Annotated in this window: 16 protein-coding genes; 14 read left to right on the top strand and 2 right to left on the bottom strand. The window is 46.6% G+C overall.

Translation table 11 applies throughout. The features are described 5' to 3' along the window. Positions 1 to 6 precede the first annotated feature (6 nt). On the top strand, positions 7 to 1,305 hold the full coding sequence (gene hemL / locus FXO21_RS24740) for a glutamate-1-semialdehyde 2,1-aminomutase (RefSeq protein WP_149642596.1): 1,299 nt from the start codon (positions 7 to 9) through the stop codon (positions 1,303 to 1,305). A 17-nt stretch (positions 1,306 to 1,322) separates the two neighbouring features. Further along, positions 1,323 to 2,333, top strand: a complete 1,011-nt coding sequence (locus FXO21_RS24745; RefSeq protein WP_149642597.1) for a glycosyltransferase — start codon at positions 1,323 to 1,325, stop codon at positions 2,331 to 2,333. Between the two features lie 18 nt (positions 2,334 to 2,351). Here FXO21_RS24745 and FXO21_RS24750 read toward each other — a convergent pair whose 3' ends face one another. Continuing rightward, positions 2,352 to 3,122, bottom strand: coding sequence for a class I SAM-dependent methyltransferase (locus tag FXO21_RS24750; protein WP_149642598.1), 771 nt, complete (start codon positions 3,120 to 3,122; stop codon positions 2,352 to 2,354). A 59-nt stretch (positions 3,123 to 3,181) separates the two neighbouring features. Between FXO21_RS24750 and FXO21_RS24755 the strand changes: the two genes are divergently transcribed. Further along, positions 3,182 to 3,556 carry a hypothetical protein gene (locus tag FXO21_RS24755; RefSeq protein ID WP_149642599.1) on the top strand — a complete coding sequence of 125 codons (375 nt, stop codon included), beginning with the start codon at positions 3,182 to 3,184 and terminating at the stop codon, positions 3,554 to 3,556. A gap of 36 nt (positions 3,557 to 3,592) precedes the next feature. On the opposite strand, the gene FXO21_RS28880 is transcribed toward FXO21_RS24755, so the two are convergent. Further along, complete coding sequence (locus tag FXO21_RS28880) at positions 3,593 to 3,745, bottom strand: hypothetical protein (protein ID WP_192579319.1); 153 nt, start codon at positions 3,743 to 3,745, stop codon at positions 3,593 to 3,595. A 179-nt stretch (positions 3,746 to 3,924) separates the two neighbouring features. On the opposite strand from FXO21_RS28880, the gene hisS reads away from it, so the two are divergent. The 11 genes from hisS (at position 3,925) to FXO21_RS24810 (ending at position 18,571) form a co-directional block, all read left to right on the top strand. After that, on the top strand, positions 3,925 to 5,295 hold the full coding sequence (gene hisS, locus FXO21_RS24760; RefSeq protein ID WP_149642600.1) for a histidine--tRNA ligase: 1,371 nt from the start codon (positions 3,925 to 3,927) through the stop codon (positions 5,293 to 5,295). A 41-nt stretch (positions 5,296 to 5,336) separates the two neighbouring features. Then, entirely contained in the window at positions 5,337 to 6,200 is an 864-nt protein-coding gene (gene hisG / locus FXO21_RS24765; RefSeq protein WP_149642601.1) for an ATP phosphoribosyltransferase, read from the top strand. Between the two features lie 37 nt (positions 6,201 to 6,237). Continuing rightward, entirely contained in the window at positions 6,238 to 7,506 is a 1,269-nt protein-coding gene (hisD, locus tag FXO21_RS24770; RefSeq protein ID WP_149642602.1) for a histidinol dehydrogenase, read from the top strand. A gap of 61 nt (positions 7,507 to 7,567) precedes the next feature. Beyond that, on the top strand, positions 7,568 to 7,996 hold the full coding sequence (parS, locus tag FXO21_RS24775; RefSeq protein ID WP_149642603.1) for a type II RES/Xre toxin-antitoxin system antitoxin: 429 nt from the start codon (positions 7,568 to 7,570) through the stop codon (positions 7,994 to 7,996). After that, on the top strand, positions 7,996 to 8,457 hold the full coding sequence (locus FXO21_RS24780) for an RES family NAD+ phosphorylase (RefSeq protein ID WP_149642604.1): 462 nt from the start codon (positions 7,996 to 7,998) through the stop codon (positions 8,455 to 8,457). The genes parS and FXO21_RS24780 overlap by 1 nt, the downstream gene beginning before the upstream one ends. A 25-nt stretch (positions 8,458 to 8,482) precedes the next feature. Beyond that, entirely contained in the window at positions 8,483 to 9,556 is a 1,074-nt protein-coding gene (gene hisC / locus FXO21_RS24785) for a histidinol-phosphate transaminase (protein WP_149642605.1), read from the top strand. A gap of 45 nt (positions 9,557 to 9,601) precedes the next feature. Further along, entirely contained in the window at positions 9,602 to 10,123 is a 522-nt protein-coding gene (locus tag FXO21_RS24790; RefSeq protein ID WP_149642606.1) for a hypothetical protein, read from the top strand. Positions 10,124 to 10,222: 99 nt separating this feature from the next. After that, complete coding sequence (locus tag FXO21_RS24795) at positions 10,223 to 13,549, top strand: UvrD-helicase domain-containing protein (protein ID WP_149642607.1); 3,327 nt, start codon at positions 10,223 to 10,225, stop codon at positions 13,547 to 13,549. 188 nt (positions 13,550 to 13,737) lie between these two features. Beyond that, the gene (locus tag FXO21_RS24800; protein ID WP_149642608.1) at positions 13,738 to 17,160 is read left to right on the top strand and encodes a response regulator; all 3,423 of its coding nucleotides are present in this window, start codon (positions 13,738 to 13,740) and stop codon (positions 17,158 to 17,160) included. 2 nt (positions 17,161 to 17,162) lie between these two features. Then, on the top strand, positions 17,163 to 17,978 hold the full coding sequence (locus FXO21_RS24805; protein ID WP_149642609.1) for a CheR family methyltransferase: 816 nt from the start codon (positions 17,163 to 17,165) through the stop codon (positions 17,976 to 17,978). After that, positions 17,975 to 18,571 carry a chemotaxis protein CheB gene (locus FXO21_RS24810; protein ID WP_149642610.1) on the top strand — a complete coding sequence of 199 codons (597 nt, stop codon included), beginning with the start codon at positions 17,975 to 17,977 and terminating at the stop codon, positions 18,569 to 18,571. The genes FXO21_RS24805 and FXO21_RS24810 overlap by 4 nt, the downstream gene beginning before the upstream one ends. The last annotated feature ends 1 nt before the right edge of the window (position 18,572 follow it).

Raw genomic sequence — 18,572 nt, forward strand, 5'->3', positions numbered from 1 at the left:
TTTGAAATGAATACATCAATCAGTCAGTCTCTTTTTGAAAATGCGCAAAAATATATTCCGGGCGGCGTGAATTCTCCTGTCCGAGCGTTCAGAGCCGTGGGCGGAACTCCCATTTTTATTAAATCTGCAAAAGGCCCCTACGTGTATGACGAGGACGGAAATGAATACATTGAACTGATCAACTCCTGGGGCCCCATGATTCTCGGGCACGCGCACGAGCTGATTCAAAAGGCCGTTTCAGACGCGATACAGCATTCTTTTTCCTTTGGCGCACCCACGCGTCGGGAAGTCGAAGTGGCCGAACGTATTGTGGATATGGTGCCTTCCATTGAAAAAGTGCGGATGGTCAATTCCGGTACGGAAGCTACGATGTCCGCCATTCGGGTAGCACGTGGATTTACAGGCAGGGACAAGATCATCAAGTTCGAAGGCTGTTACCATGGGCACGGAGATAGTTTCCTGATCGCGGCAGGAAGCGGCGCTGCGACATTCGGTACGCCGGACAGTCCGGGCGTGACGAGCGGGGTTGCAAACGACACCTTGACCGCGCCTTACAATGATCTGGAAGCAGTAAAGAGGCTGGTAGATTCTAATAAAAATAAAATTGCTGCACTAATCCTCGAACCTGTTGTCGGAAATATGGGTTGCGTGCTGCCTGCCGAAGGTTTTCTGGAAGGCTTGCGCAAAATATGCGATGAGGAAGGAATTGTTCTGATCCTCGACGAAGTCATGACCGGATTCCGTCTGGCGAAAGGGGGAGCGCAGGAAAGGTTTGGGGTTAAGCCGGATCTTACAACGTTAGGAAAAATAATAGGCGGAGGAATGCCCGTAGGAGCCTATGGAGGCCGTGCCGACATCATGAACTGGGTTTCACCGGCAGGACCGGTTTACCAGGCCGGAACACTTTCCGGAAATCCGATAGCAATGGCAGCCGGACTAACTATGCTCGAATACCTCAATGATCATCCGGAAGTTTATTCTCAATTGGAAGAATCTGGCGGGAAACTGGCAGCAGGTTTCAAAGGTTCTATGCAGAAACTAGGCCTGAATTATACATTGAATCACATTGGCTCTATGTATACCTTGTTTTTTACAAATCAGCAGGTAACGGATTTCCCTTCTGCCAAATCATCCGATCTCGTTCTTTTTGGCAAATATTTTCATGCAATGCTCAACAAAGGCATTTACCTCGGGCCTTCCCAGTTCGAAAGCATGTTCTTGTCCACTGCACTGACAGACAAGCATTTGGAAATGATCATTCAGGCAAATGAAGAGTCGCTGAAAGAAGTATTGAATATCAATTAATCAAAAATCCATTAGCAATGCGCTTCTATTCCTTCATAATTCCCGTTTACAACCGTCCCGACGAGTTACAGGAATTATTGGAATGCCTGGCTGCTCAGACTTTGCAGCAATTTGAAGTGATTGTTGTAGAGGACGGCTCAAAAATCAAAGCGGATCAGGTCGTTTCGAAATTTCAGGACCGGCTGGATATTAAGTACTACTTCAAAGAAAACGGCGGGCAGGGTTTCGCCAGAAATCACGGTTTCGAGCGCGCTTCGGGCGATTACTTCATACTGCTGGACTCCGACGCACTCGTCGAGCCTGATTATCTCGCAATTGTGGAAGAAAGGTTAAACAGTAGCTACGTCGACCTTTATGGCGGTCCGGATACCGATCATCCTTCCTTCACGCCCATTCAAAAAGCGATCAGTTATTCGATGACCTCGCTGTTTACGACGGGTGGTATACGCGGGAAAAAGAATAATATGGGTGGAACTTTTCACCCCCGTAGCTTTAATATGGGCCTTTCGAGAAAGGTTTGGGAGAAAACCGGCGGTTTTCTGACCAGCAGAATGGGGGAGGATATCCTGTTCAGTATCGCGGCAATCAGGCTAGGCTTTAAATCTGCGCTGATCCCGGAGGCGTTTATTTACCACAAGCGGCGGACGAAATTCTTGCCATTTTTTCGCCAGTTGAAATTCTTTGGCCGCGCACGCATTAATATTGCCCGGTTTTATCCCGATGAACTAAAACTGGTGCACGCATTTCCGCTATTTTTCACGCTCGCGGTTTGCAGTGTGCCTGTCTGGTTTTTTGTATTTAAACCTTTTTTCTACCTCGGAACAGGCTTTTTGGCTTTTTATATACTGATTTTGTTTGGAGATGCATTGATCAAAACAAAACAGTTAAATGTGGCGTTTCTTTCTGTTGCGGCGGCCTTTGTACAGCTTTTTGGATACGGTACCGGCTTTTTACAGGAAGGCTGGAAACGGATCTGGGAAAAAAAATCGCACCGGGAAACCGGCGCTGCGATTGAATATCCCTCCTGATTTTAATCTAAAACAGACTTACTTTTGGCAGAAATAAACGATTTCTTCCTCGGGTAAAGCGTAACGTTTTACCTCGTCTTTCGTCAGTTCGTTCATTACAAAACGGTCTTCTTTTACGGTAAATCCACCTTTTTCCAGTTCGCTTCCATAGTTTCTGCCGAAAAGCCTTAAATGGTCATTTTGGAGGAAATGCTTTTCTCTTTCTTTGGGGTCGGTGATGGTAGGGTCTTCGTAGGTAGTGGCATATTTCAAATCCTGCGGCGATTGTATCAGCGCCCAGCCGCCCGGTTTCAGCACACGGTGCAGCTCGCTCATGGCAAGGATATAGTCGTCCACATGTTCCATGACGTGATTGCAAAACGCAACGTCGAATGTATTGTCCGGGAACGGTATTTGATGAATGTCCATCTTCACTTTTGCGAGTGGGGATTCAATATCTGCCGTGATGTAATCCAGATTTTTCATCTTTTCAAAACGGTCGATAAAGCAATACTCGGGCGCTACGTGAAGTACTTTGTGATTGGCTGTGAAAAAATTGGTTTTTTGTTTCAGATACAGTCCCATTAACCGGTGACGTTCAAGGGAAAGACAACCGGGGCATAGTGCGTTTTCGCGACTGGAAGTATTTCGGCCATAGGGAAGAAATTTTCTGTATTTACTATCACATACAGGGCATTGCACCTTATTACCTATGTAAAATATGCTTAAAAATCGCGCAGCCCAATGGCCGACCAGTTGAAGGTACGGCCGGGGAATATATCTCAATACTAAACTAATGATGGATTTCATCAAGTCAATTAACTAAAAATTAATAATTTTAGGATTACAAGTTTTGAAAATATCTTGAAATGATTCCTTCTATTGATCCAAAGCCACCGGGAAAGAAGCTGATAAAGCAAATGTCAACGCGAACCAAATGGATGATTCTTGCTCCGTGCGGTCTGTTGTTATTCAGCTTTGGGCTAACCGTACTCAGTCAGGCCGCACACGAGCGTCGCATTGGCGAGCCTACACAAGTGTGGGTTGTGCTGGGTTTGTACAGTCTGGCGCTTATCAACGGCGGACTGATCATGTTCGGAGAAGCACTTCGTTTCAGGATACTGCTGCACGTTCGCCGCGAAACGCGGCGGAGTATGCGCCAGCTTATTCGCAAAGTCAATACCAAATCTTCCAGTAAAACCAAATCATCCAAAAAAGCAAAAAGCCCTATCAAAGCAGATTGACAGGACTAGTTGAATAACTTTTTGGAGAGGCCAATTTTATTTTTTGTTTGATTCAAACTGCGCCTTTATTGCCTCCACATCGACATTGCGAACCTCTGGTTTACGTAAAAGATCTTTGATCTTGGCAGTGCGGTTATTAGCTACCGCTTTATTTCTGCGTCCTTTACGTTTCAATTCCGTAACTCCCATTGTAAAATATTGTTTTGTGAAAGAGCCGCAAAATTAATCATTTTATATGAAATAATGCAGTCTATAATCACAATTATTGCATAAGCTGGCTAACTTTGCCGTTCAGCCAGCTGTGGTGGCGATTTAATTTTTACGAGCTTCGCGCTTGCCTGAGCATATTTTTTGACCCAACAATTAGAATGAGTAAACCATCCCTTGCCCGCGGAACCCGTGACTTCGGTCCCGAACAAATGGTGAAGCGGACTTTTATTTTTGACACCATCCGCCGCTCTTTCCAGCGATACGGTTTTCTCCCGCTCGAAACGCCTGCTTTTGAAAATCTCTCGGTTTTGATGGGCAAGTATGGCGATGAAGGCGACCAGCTGCTGTTCAAAATACTTAATTCGGGCGATTTCAGCGGCAAGCTTTCGGATCAGGATTGGAATGAAGGATACAAACCTTTGACAAATAAGATTTCTGAAAAAGGGCTTCGTTATGATCTGACAGTCCCTTTTGCAAGATACGTAGTCATGAACCGCGGCACGCTGGCGATGCCCTTTAAAAGGTATCAGATCCAGCCGGTCTGGCGGGCCGATCGTCCTCAGAAAGGCAGGTACCGTGAATTTTATCAATGCGACGCCGATGTAGTAGGGACTGATTCTTTACTTTGCGAAGCTGAAATCGTCATGTTACTCCACGATATTCTGCCCGCATTAGGTATTAAGGATTTTGCTGTAAAAATTAATAACAGAAAGATACTCACCGGAATAGCAGAAATGGTGGGTGCATCCGGCATGGAGGGGCCGCTTTGTGTGGCTATCGATAAGCTGGACAAAATCGGGAAAGATAAGGTAGTCGAAGAGTTGCTCGAACGCGGTTTTTCGCAGCTGAGTGTTCAGAAACTCGAACCGATATTTGTCCTGTCCAATGAAAAGGAGCCATTTGCAGCGCTAAAAAACTGGCTTGCTGATTCTGAAATCGCATTGAAGGGTATTCAGGAACTGGAAGAAGTTTGGGCGATGGTAAAGGTGCTGGGCATTGAAAATCCGCAGATCGAATTTGATGTAACCCTCGCGCGCGGACTTTCCTACTATACCGGCGCAATATTCGAGGTGAAAGCTAAAAATGTGCAGATCGGCAGTATTTCGGGTGGTGGCCGCTATGATAACCTGACCGGAACTTTTGGTGTTCCGGGGATCTCGGGCGTAGGCATTTCACTTGGCGTTGATCGTATTTACGATGTGATGGAAGAGCTGGGTCTCTTCCCGGAAAGTCAGCGGACGAGTACGCAGGTGATGATTTCTAATTTTGATGAAGCAGCTTTTACCTTCGGATTGGCGATTTTACCAAAACTGAGAAGAGCAGGTATCAATGCGGAAATCTATCCGGATTCGGTGAAGTTGAAGAAGCAACTGGATTACGCTGACCGCAAGAGCATACCCTATGTAATTCTGATCGGTTCCGATGAAATGCAGTCAGGACAGCTTACTTTGAAGAATATGAAAACCGGAGAACAGCAGAAACTGCAATCCGGTGAAATCATCAATATATTAACGCAAGAAATTCAATAGCCTTTAACTACCTGTCAATAGCCCCGGCGGCTGGAAATAAAATGAATGACGAAATATTAAGAATAGCGATCCAGAAATCGGGAAGATTAAGTGAAGATTCTTTAAAACTGATCAAAGAATGCGGTATCCGTTTCGATAACGGTGCAGGCAAACTTAAAACCGATGCGACTAATTTTCCTGCGGAAATCCTGTTTTTGCGGGATGACGATATTCCGGGTTACGTGGAAGACGGTGTGGCTCACCTCGGTATTGTGGGCGGAAATGTTTCCGAAGAATCTGACAAAAATGTAGATACCGTGCACAAGCTGGGTTTCTCCAAATGCAGATTGTCTATCGGGGTATTGCGTGAACACCAATATGATGGGGTTCAGGATCTGGAAGGTAAAAGCATTGCGACCACTTACCCGCGGTTGCTAGGCAAATATCTGGACGCCAACGGCGTGAAGGCACAAATTCATGAAATCAGCGGTTCTGTTGAAATCGCGCCTAGCATCGGTTTGGCCGATGCGGTTTGTGACATTGTCAGCTCTGGCAGCACACTTCTGAGTAATGGTTTGAAAGAAGTGGAAACGATTTTCCGCTCTGAAGCCGTGATGATCGCGAGCAAGCAGCTTTCTGCGACGCAGCAAGGGTTGCTGGATCAGCTTTTGTTCCGCATTAAATCGGTTCAGGAAGCGAAAAACAACAAATACATTCTACTGAACTGCCCGACCGACAAGGTGGAGCAAATTTCAAAATTTCTGCCAGGAATGCGTTCTCCGACTATTTTACCTCTCGCAACCGAGGGCTGGTGCTCCCTGCATTCGGTGATCAATGAGAACGAGTTTTGGGAAAATATCGAAAAAATCCGCCAAGCAGGCGCAGAGGGTATTCTGGTAATACCTATCGAAAAAATGATCCAATAATGTCCGGCATTTCAATCCGGACTCTAGTCCTGAACATATGAATATTATTCCATTTCCAGACCGGGATCAATGGGATTTCCTGCTGACCCGCCCGGTTCAGGAAACAAAGGATATTGAAACGAAAGTAACGCCCATTCTTGAAAAGGTTAAGAATGAAGGAGACAAAGCGTTGCGAGAGCTGGCTTTGAAATTCGACAGGATCGAGCTGGGCGAGATCGAATTTTCGAATGAAGCCGTTTCAAGCGCGGGCGACAAGCTGGACGAGGAACTGAAAGCCGCAATCCGGCAGGCTTATACGAATATTTATAAATTCCACGAAGGCCAGCTGCAAGCTCCGCAACGGATAGAAACGATGCCCGGCGTTACCTGCTGGCGCAAAAGCGTAGGGATTGAGAAGGTTGGAATCTACATTCCAGGTGGCTCTGCGCCCTTGTTTAGTACCGTTCTCATGCTGGGAATTCCTGCTCAGATCGCAGGATGTAAGGAGATTGTTCTGTGTACACCATCAGACCACCCTGCGATTTTATATGCAGCGAACCTGGTAGGGGTTACGAGGGCATTCAGGGTAGGAGGGGCGCAGGCTATCGCGGCGCTGGCCTACGGTACCGAAACCATTCCCAAGGTCTACAAGATCTTCGGCCCCGGAAATCAATATGTAACTGCCGCTAAAATGCTCGTAAGCAGCGAAGGAATTGCGATCGACATGCCGGCGGGTCCCTCGGAAGTGGCGGTTTATGCGGATGATACTGCTATTCCTGCATTCGTCGCGGCCGATCTTCTTTCACAGGCCGAGCACGGCCCGGATAGTCAGGTACTCCTGGTTTCGACGAGTAAACAACTGCTGTCTGCGGTTAATCTGGCACTTCCGTCACAACTTGAAGACCTCCCCAGAAAACACCTGGCGGCTCAGGCAATCGCAAACAGCAAAGCAATTTTAGTAGAGTCAGAAGCAGACGCGATAGACCTTTTGAATCAATACGCCGCTGAGCATTTGATTTTAAGTGTAGAAAACGCGGGGGCTGTTTCAGATAAAATAGTCAATGCCGGATCTATATTTTTAGGAAATTATACCCCCGAGTCCTGCGGAGATTATGCATCTGGTACTAACCATACCTTGCCCACCAACGGCTATGCGAGGGCATATAGTGGCGTTTCGGTGGATAGTTTTGTGAAGAAAATCACGGTCCAGCACATCAGTGAGGAGGGGATACGTAATCTTGGTCCAATAGTTGAGGCAATGGCAGAAGCCGAATCACTGGAAGCGCACCGGAAGGCCGTGAGTCTGAGGTTAAAAAGCCTTGAATAAATTTTGAATACTGGAAAAATGTCGTAAATTTAGGGACATTTTTCCAGCTACATAGATGCCTATGACAGTCCGTATGGTTAATGATCGTTTGGGAGGCTATGGAGTTCTCAAACATCGCATCAACAATGATTTTGATATTGCATTTCTCGCAGCGAACGGCGTTCCGAAGGCCTCGATACAGCATCTTGCCAACTCTATCAGTATGGATGTAAAAGAAATCATTGAACTGTTGCCAGTCACTGCGCGTAACCTACAACGTTACGATGAAGCCGATTTGCTCAGCAATGTGGTTTCTGACCACCTGATTGCACTGGCGGATCTGTTTTCTGTGGGCGTAACTGTTTTGACCAAGGATTATTTTCAAAGCTGGCTCACAAGTCCGGTACCTTCGCTCGGCAATGAGCGTCCGATCCATTTTCTGAAAACGCACGCAGGCATCGAGCTGATCAAAACCGAGCTTGGCCGTATTGAGCATGGTATTTTTGCCTGATGGAGTTATTCAGGATCTCGCGCGTCGCATACCAGGATGATCTGACTGGAATAGGGGCTTTCCGGCACGGCGGGAGATGGAATTCGCCGGGTCACCATATGTTATACACGGCTTCTCACCGGTCGCTTGCAATGCTGGAAGTGCTGGTACATTTGAATAAGTCAATACCGCCGCCGGACTATGTCATCGTAGTTTTATATATCCCGGATGCAATGGCCACTGTCAATGTGCCTTATATGGTGCCAGACTGGGAATTTGAGCAGCACTGGAGCAGGGATACCGGTGATCAGTGGATTACAAAAAAGACATCCTTGCTGTGCCGCGTTCCGTCGATTGTCGTGCAGTCAGAATATAATTTTCTGATTAACCCGGCGCATGAGAACGCAGGCGCAATCAAAGTAGTGGACAAAGAACCTTTTGAATTTGATACCAGACTTTTTACATCTTTTGTAAAGAAATAAAGCAGCAGTACACTGAACGATTGGAATGAGCAATACATTTGACCTGAAAAAAATATTACGGCCGCATATTCTGACGCTGGCTCCTTATTCATCAGCAAGGGACGAATATACCGGTCACGTTGGTGTATTCCTCGATGCTAACGAAAATCCTTACGGCTCGGTTACCGAGGCTGATTATAACCGCTACCCGGATCCTCATCAGGTCGATATCAAACAAAAAATCACTTCGATCAAGCACGTTTCACCGGACAGGACTTTTCTCGGAAATGGTAGCGACGAGCCGATCGACCTGCTCACCCGCGCTATCTGTGTGCCGGGGCGCGACCACGTGATCATTATGCCGCCGACCTACGGAATGTACGAAGTGAGCGCTTCCATTCACGACGTGCACATTGACAGAGTTTCTCTCACGACTGACTATCAAATCGACGTGGACGCGGTCTTGAATGCCGTTCAAAACGATACCAAGATCATCTGGATATGCTCGCCCAATAATCCGACAGGGAATAATGTTCAGGACAGCGCAATTGAGACCATTCTTTCCGGCTTCAATGGCCTGGTTGTTGTGGACGAAGCATATATCGATTTTACAGACAAGCCTTCCTGGGTAAGTCGCCTTGATGAGTTTCCAAATCTGGTCGTGCTTCAAACTTTTTCGAAAGCCTGGGGACTCGCCGGCTTGAGAGCAGGTATGTGCTTTGCCTCCGCCGAGCTGGTACGGGTTTTAAATAAAATAAAACCACCCTACAATATCAGTTTGCCGGCGCAACAGGCACTCCTGGCGGGATTAGAGCATGTTTCAGCGAAAGACAAGATGGTTTCGGACATTCTTACAGAGCGGAAATCTCTGCAAGATGCGTTGCTGGAATTATCGATTGTTGTGAAAATTCACCCGTCAGACGCCAATTTTTTACTGGTGCAATTCGAAGATGCAAAGGCGGTTATGGATTATCTGATCAGCGAAACCATTATCGTTAGGGACAGGTCCAGGGTTCACTTATGCGAAGGCTGCCTTAGAATTACAGTAGGCACCAATAAAGAAAACGAAGTTTTGATCGAATCTTTAAAGAAATACCAACAGAAAAACGTTACAGTATAACAAAACAGCATATTCAGCACATCAACTCCCCGATCCATTTAAATTATGAAGAAATTAGCCTTAACGTTTATCTGCACGCTTTGTTTTGGAATAGCACAGGCCCAATATGATAACTGGGCAGTAGGTTTTAAGCTCGGTGAGCCTACCGGCATTAATATCCGGAAATACTTTAACAACATACATGCCCTGGACGTGACCATCGGGACCTATGGCGGGATCTTGTCAAAAGACCGGAAATACAGGGGCGATGAGGGGATCTACAAGAATACCGGCGTATCCCTGCAGGTACATTACTTGTGGCATACACCGCTTTTCAATTCCGAGGCCGTTCATGTCTATTATGGATTGGGCGGGCAGCTCAACAGCCGCAGGTCTTATCCCAAAAGGCTGAATGGAAACCATGAAAAGGACATCTCTCTTGGCGGTTCGGCGCTCGCAGGATTCGAATACTATATCCCGGATAACCGCATTTCGGTATTTCTGGAAGGCGGGACCTACCTGGAACTGATACCAAGACCATTTTATCTGAGTCCAAATATTTCCGCGGGTATTCGTTTTAATTTGTAATATTCCACAACATACCGGATCAATTGAGCAGGCTAATCCCTGCTTTTTTTATGTAAATTGATCAGGTTTCAATACACATTTCAAAATCAATATCCCGGGGTGTTTAAAGTATATAGTTCTTCGGCAGGCTCAGGTAAGACTTACACACTTACCAAAGAATATCTGAAATTAGCGCTCAGTGCTACTTCTGAGACTTATTTCAAACACATTCTGGCAGTTACCTTCACCAATGCCGCGGCCAACGAGATGAAGGACCGCATTCTTTTGATGTTACGGACATTCTCGGAGCAGCGTCCGGGTGGAGATGTGCATCCGATGATGAAGGATATTATTGCGGAGCTGTTTCCTGATACTGCGTCGGATAAGGAGCTGTTTGAGGCAGCGATCGAATTGCTTTCCCAGCGTGCGCAAAGCGTTTTTGCGCAAATCATGCACCGTTACTCTGATTTCTCGGTCATGACGATCGATAAATTTACCCAGCGGCTGATCAGCAGTTTTACCGATGAGTTGGGCATTCCCTTCGTATTCGAAACACAGCTGGATGCCGATCTGCTGGATGATGCAGTTAACCGGGTGCTGGCACGCATTGGACAGGAGGGAGAGGAAGTTTTGACCGATATTGTTGAGAAATATTATCGGGAAAATGCGGAGGAAGGCAAAAGTTGGGGAACCTTACCTATGCAAATCCGGGACACGTCGGGTACTCTGCTGAATGAGCAGAGCTATCTGCAAATGAAGCGGGTAGCAGATCTGAAAATGGAAGACTGGATCAGCATTCGCAACCAAATGAGAGCATATGTACGTGATCATGAGGCTAGTATGCTGAAACTTTCGCTGAATGCGTTTAGTCTTATCCAATCTACCTACCTGACTGAAAAGGATTTTCATCAAAGCGGAAGGGGCATTTACGGTTATTTTCGCGACCGCTCGGAGAACAAGAAATTGTGGGCAGAGCCGAATTCCTACGTTTACAAGACAATAGGGGAAGGCGTCTGGTATGGCGCGAAAACGGCGGTTTTAATCCGCGACGAGATCGAGCGCATTCGCACCGACCTGGAAAACTATTTTAACCAGATTGAAAACAAGCGGCTGGCGGAATCGGGTAAGATCACCCTCTACAATCAGCTCGATCGCCACATTTATCAGCTGTCGCTTTTAGGAGAAGTCAGGAAAGAATTTGACGCGCTGCTGCGTCAGAACAATCAGGTACACATTTCAGATTTTAACCGCAAGATCGTTGAAATTGTGGCGAAGGAGCCGGTTCCTTTTATTTTTGAAAGGCTGGGCGAAAAGTATAATCACATTTTAGTCGACGAATTTCAGGATACTTCGAAACTGCAATTCGCCAACTTACTTCCGCTTATTGAAAATGCATTGTCGGGCGGCTATTTTAACCTGGTGGTGGGTGATGCAAAACAGTCGATTTACCGGTTCAGGGGCGGAGATATGGATTTGATCCTTCATCTGGCTCAAAACCAGGTAGCGCAACTGGCCTCGGTTTTCGGCTCGGATTCTTTTCACGCTGAGCGCCTGGCAAGCATTGGCAATTATTTGCAGGTCAACCATTTAAAGGTTAACAGGCGAAGTTTTCGTGAAGTGACCGCGTTCAATAATGATTTCTTTGGTTTCGTCGCAGATCTGCTTGGAGAAGAATATCCGCTGATCAGGGAGGTTTATGACCAGAATTTCCAGCAGGAAATACCTGATAATGCACAAACGGGCGGACACGTGGAAGTAGAATTTCTGGAAATGAAAGATCCTTTCGACGAAGGGGGCGAGACGGAAAACGCAGCCGACGGTATGGTGCGGAGATCTATTGAGCTTATCGGTCAGCTCCGTGCGCAGGGGTTCGACTGGCGGGATATTGCAGTACTTTGCAGGCGCAAGAAAGAGGCAGCAGCACTTGCCAATTTTATGAAAGAAGCTGGTTATCCGTTGATTTCCGACGACGCGCTATCTCTGAGCTATTCGCGCTCTGTGCATTTTATCGTGTCATTTATGAAGGTATTGCACAGCGCAGACCATCGTCTGGCACGTTACGAAGCAGCTTATCTCTTTCACCACGTGATCAAAAAGGAAAGTCCGGGACCCGCCGACTACGAGCAGATACGGCTTTTATGCGAAGAGCGTGGATTGGATTCATTTCTTGAATACTTCAAAAAATGGGACATCAGTCTTACATCTTTCCGTTTGCGCCAGCTCTCGGTTTTTGAACTCGGCGAGCAGTTAATGAAGCGGTTCGGAATGCTCGAAAGCGGGTTTGAAACCGAATATCTTTTCCGCTTTCTCGATGTAGTCCACGAATTCGGAAACCGGAAAACCAATCATCTGGGCGATTTTCTAACCTATTGGGATTCGGCGCGGCATAAGCTTTCCATCACTATTCCCGAAGGCACTGATGCGGTCAGGATCACTACAATTCACAAATCGAAAGGGCTGGAATACCCGGTCGTGATCATTCCGTATGCCAACTGGAAGGTTACACCCAATGCAAGGCTCGATAAATTGTGGGTTGATCTGGAAAAAATTGATTATGAAGAGTTTAAAGTTGATGGAGCTCCATCTTATGCTGGCAGAGGGCTAAAAACATCACTGGTATCAGTGGTGAAGGATCTTGAAAATACGCCGGTTGCGGCGCAATACCAAACTGAAAAGACGCGGGTATTGGTCGAAAACCTCAACCTGCTTTACGTTGCACTGACCCGGCCGGTACAGCGGTTGTACATACTGGCCAAAAGGGAGCGGAACTGGAACACCGGACAGCAAATTAATAACTGGCTGAAAGAATACTTCTCGCGGCAGGATTTCAAGCCGGAATGGGATGAAAACATATCGGTATATACCATAGCGGAAGGTAATGCGGCTCCCTGTCATGCACACGTTAAGTCAAACGCGGAGCCGTTTTTGATGCAAAAAGTGCTGAGTAACGACCGCTCCGACTCCATGCGGCTCCGGAGAATGGCAGACCGGATATTCGATATCCATACTTTCGAAGCCAAGCGCGACCGCGTTCAGAAAATGAAATATCTTTTCACCCGGATGAGGACAGTTTCCGATCTCAATCCAACCTTGGGGAAGCTGGTTGGTGAAGGCATTTTAACCCAGAAAGAGACTTCGGAAATGAACGCTGCTGCCAGTCGAATTTTAGGGAATGAACAGATTAATTCGTTGTATAACAATGAAAACCGGGTGCAGTTTGGCAAAGAGCTGCTGATTCCCGGTGGCAAGCTTCTGCATATTGATAGAGCTGTTCAAACGCCAGACGGGACATTTGTATTCATGCTTTTTTCGGCGGCAAAGGATACCGCAGAACCTGAGAGAAATCTTAGGAGAGTTATAAAAGCATTTGCATCTACCGGCAAAAGTTCGAAAGGCGTAATCGTGAATCTTGACGATGAAGTAGTAAAATGGGTGGATCTTTTATAACAATTGAATAATTTTCACCTTGTATTATTATTTGTCACTTTCTGATCGAATTAGTTTCTGATTGTTACGTAGTTAAATATGTGACAAAACCGGTACTTAATGCCGCCGACAGGCTGTAAATGAATATTTTTTCCTGATATTCACGAAATTATTTCAGCTCCGGCCTCATTCTACGACTTCAGATTTGTATGCGATTATCCTTTCAGCGACAGGTTTTCCTTGGGATTGCTTTCTCTATTATACTCGTGCTGGTAGTCGGCTTTACCTCTTATAATGCAATTAAAATACAACTCGAAAATACAGGATGGGTGTATCATACCAGGGAGGTAATGCGCGTGTCGAGTTCATTAAAAAACCAGCTTCTTGCTTCCGAAGCCAATGTGCGCGGCCTCGCAATCACACGTCACGGTTCCTTTGAAGCCAATTATGCGCAATCGGCGGATAAGGTATGGTCCGAGCTGGATGCGCTGCGAAAGCTCGTACGCGACAACCAGATCCAGGCTGCCCGTGTAGATTCCCTGTCAATTTTGCTGCACGCCAGGATGGATTTGATGGCTCGTCAGTACGATATTCTTAAAAGTGGTAGCTATGAGCAGGATACCATCAGAAAACTGGTTTTGGCGGGCAAGAATGTATCGTCCCTGCTTGAATTTAATTTCCGCCGAATCGAAAATTTGGAAGAAGGTTTGCTGGCGGAACGAGAGCAAAATGCGGCAGTAAGCTCGTCAGAAGCAAAGCAATACATACTGATGGGCTGCTCAGCATTTTTATTCGTGATCGTGCTGCTGTATTATTTTATCCGGCGTACCTACAATGCACAGACCGCTTCTGAAAAACTGACATTGGAGGCAAACAGGCAATTGGAACGGTTGTCTCTGGAAGATCAGGAGAAAAACTGGATACTTGACGCAGCGGTAAAATCTGCCGAAACCGTGCGCGGTGAGCCGACGCTCGATCTGCTCTCTGGAAAACTGATCACCAAGCTGGTGGAGCTAACCGGTGCACATGCGGCTGCGATGTACCTGGTTACGCGGGGTGGCGACAAAATGGAGCTGACTGCTTCTTACGGAATCTCCGCTACCGACCAGGTGCCGGGTTCATTTGATATCGGAGACGGTTGGCTCGGCCAGCTGGCTGCCGATAAGGTTGGATTCCGAAAACTGGATGTTTCGCCGGCGTTTTTTGCATTAAAGACTTCTTTGGGAACACTAGCGGAGGGTGCCGTTTTGGTCAAAACGATCTCGTTTCAGGGACAAGTGAAGGCACTTATTGAAATTGGTTACGTAAAGGATCCGGGACAGAAGGTTGTCAGGGTTCTTGAAATGATATCGGACAGCGTGGCAGTAGCGATCATGGCCGCACGGGCCAGGGAGGTTGCTAACGAGCTTTTGGAAAAAACACAGTTGCAGGCAGAAGAGCTGGAAAGTCAGCAGGAAGAATTGCGCGTTACTAATGAAGAGCTGATCAGGCAGACGTCGCTTTTGCAGGTTTCCGATGAGGAGCTCCGGTTACAGCAGGAAGAGCTGAAGCAAATCAATACAGAGCTTGAAGAAAAGGCATTTCTGCTGGAAGAACAAAAAGGAACCCTTGAAGCCGCGCGTGACCAGATTCAGATCAAGGCCGATGAACTTGAAAAAAGCGGCAGGTTCAAAAGTGAATTTTTGGCTAATATGAGCCACGAACTGCGCACACCGCTGAATAGTATCCTTATTTTATCAAGAATTCTGGGAGAAAATAAAGGATTGCGGATGAGCGAGGAAGAGCAGCGTTATGCGAACGTGATCTACAACTCCGGAAATGACCTGCTGACGCTGATTAACGATATTCTGGATCTGGCAAAGGTCGAATCGGGGAAAATCGAGCTAGTCAATGAAGAAGTGAATGTGGGTCTGATCCTGGCGGAGTTGACAAATACTTTTCACAAGGTCGCTGAAAACAAAGGCCTTCACCTTCGTATCGAAAAGGAGGCATCCTGTCCCGAAATCCTGTTTGTCGACCACGTCCGACTTCTGCAGATCGTCCGGAACCTATTATCCAATGCGATCAAATTCACGTCTGCGCCGGGCACGGTTTCGCTCCTGATCAGCCAGGAGTCGGGGTATTATCATTTCACAGTATCGGATACCGGCATTGGTATTCCTCTCGAAAAGCAAAAAGCTATTTTTGAAGCTTTCCAGCAGGCCGACGGTTCTACGAGCCGGAAGTATGGCGGCACCGGTTTGGGCTTATCCATCAGCCGTGAGTTGGCGAATCTGTTCAAAGGATCGATTTCATTAAAAAGTGAACCGGGGGAAGGTTCTGTTTTCACGCTTAAAATTCCTGTCAGCTCCGTCGACAACGAAAAGGTCGAAACGAACTCACCGAAACCTGAAAATAAGGTAAGCGAATCCACGTCCGAACCTGTTTCGCAACTGAAAGAAAACAGGCTGTTATTGATAGAGGACGATGAAGTATTTGCGGCAGATATGTCGGCAAAAGCGCGCGATAGCGGTTTTGAGGTTAGATTAGCTACTGACGGGAAAAGCGGGCTGGAACTGGTGAAAACCTTTAATCCAACTGCAATCATACTGGATATGAACCTGCCGGATATGTCAGGCGACGAGGTTTTGAAAGAACTTAAGTCAGACACACGCACGAGCCTGATCCCGGTACATACCATTTCTTCGGGCGATTATTTTGATGCAGATATGCTCAAAGGCGGCGCGATCGGTTTTATGCAAAAGCCGGTTGACCAGAAATCTGCGGTCGATATATTCAATTTGCTTAAACTCGAAGGGAAGGATCTTGAAAAACAGAGAATCCTGCTGATCGAAGACGATGCCTACCAAAGCAAGTACCTGGGAGATTTTCTCAGCAGCAACAACATATTTGTACTTTACGCCTATTCAGGTAAGGAGGCCCTTGCTGTTTTGGAAAAACAACCCATTGACGGTATTATCCTGGATGTCAGACTCTCTGATATGAATGGCCTGGACCTGCTCGACGAGATCAAGAGAAATCCTGCGTTGAATGAATTGCCTGTGGTAGTGAACACCGCCGAAGACCTTTCAATGACCGACCTGGGCCGGGTAATGAAGTATTCTCATCCGGTTGTGATCAAAACCAAGAAGTCCAATGAGCGGCTGCTTGATGAAGTCAAGTTGTTTTTAAAGAGAATAACACCGAAGGTTCCCGTGTCACAGGAATCGAAAATGCATGACAACGGAAGTAGCGCAGTATATTCAGAGCACGCTTTTGTAGGGCGGAAAATACTGGTTGCAGACGATGATATGCGTAATATTTTTGCTTTGAGCGCTGTTTTGGAGGAGTCAGGTTTCAAGATCGAGATTGCAACCAATGGAAAAGAGGCGATACAAAAACTGGAAGAACATGCGGATATAGAGCTGGTTCTGATGGATGTGATGATGCCGGAAATGGACGGAATAGAGGCTACGAAGATCATCAGGACGCACAGCAGCTGGGCCTCGCTTCCGATTATTGCAGTTACGGCGAAGGCAATGCAGGGTGACCGGGAGCAATGTCTGGCCGCCGGCGCCAACGATTACATTTCCAAGCCGGTAGATATAGACAAGCTGCTTGCGCTCATCAAAGTCTGGCTACATTCCGCCTGATCATGGTTTTAATTGAATATGCACACCTGGAAATTTTGATCACGCAAATCAGGGAAGCGTCGGGATTTGACTTCTCAGGTTATGCCCGGCCATCATTGCTTCGGCAGGCAAACAGGTACCTGACAAAGTGCAAATTAACATTCGAGGAATTGCTTTCTCAACTGCAACCGGATAGTGCGATCGTTTTTGACCTGATTGAAGAAATGACGGTCAACTACTCCGAAATGTTCAGGGACCCGGAGTTTTTTATTCGGATTCAAGGCGAGGTGTTTACGTATCTGGAATCTTACCCTGCCCCCCGTTTCTGGGTAGCGGGATGCGCTTCCGGTGAAGAAGCTTTTTCGCTGGCTATCCTGCTGAAAGAATCGGGCTATCTCGACAGGTCATTGATTTACGCCACTGATTTAAACAATAAAGTACTCACAGCAGCGAGGGACGGCGTTTTTACATTGGGTAGTGTGCGTACTTTCTCTGAAAACTATTTACTGGCAAATGGTAAGAATTCCTTGTCAGATTATTATCACGTTTCCTATAATAAGGCTGTAATATCCCCTGATGTACGCAAGAATATCGTTTTTTCCTTACACGATCTCTCGGGAGACGGGGTCTTCAATGAATTTCAGTTTATTAGTTGCCGGAATGTGATGATTTATTTTACACTGGAATTAAGGCAGCGTGTATTCAGATTGCTATATGAAAGCCTCAGTATGCTCGGCTTTCTTTGTCTGGGAAAAAGAGAAACGCTGCGGTACTCGGGTATCGAGCAGAATTTCAGGGTAGTTGATAGTGTTCTAAACATTTATCAAAAAATAAAATGAGTGGAATTGCAATGCCTGTGCCGCTTAGTCTGATGCTTTTCGGAGGGTCTTCGGGGAGTATGGGCCTGTTTGAGGAGGTTTTGAAGCTGGTTAAATACCCGCCCGGGTGCGCACTTATATTTGTATTGCATCGCGGGAAGTCCAGTACTGCTCATTTTCCGGAGTTGTTCAGGAATAAAACGGACATTTTCATGAGCGAACCAAATCATCTTGACGAAATAAAACCCAATTGCATTTATTTCGCGCTGCCTGATTACCATTTGCTGATAGGTCCCGATCACCGTTTTTATTATGATCTTTCGGACAAGGACTTTTTTTCGAGACCGTCTATTGATGCCACTTTCAGCTCTGCGGCTGTCTCGGGTATTCCGGTCAGAGCTGCGTTGCTTTTTTCTGGTTCCAGCCGCGATGGCGCTTTTGGATTGCGTTTGCTAGCGGAAAAGGGTTTTACCACTTATGTGCTCGACCCGGCCGAAGCCGGCTCTGCAAGAATGCCCCACGAAGCGTTAAAGCTTTACGACGGTCACCAGATCATCAGGCGGCAGAATTTTACCATAACTATCAACGATATTTTATATTCAAAAGGAGTGTAGC

This window comes from Dyadobacter sp. UC 10, assembly GCF_008369915.1.
Classification (GTDB): domain Bacteria; phylum Bacteroidota; class Bacteroidia; order Cytophagales; family Spirosomataceae; genus Dyadobacter.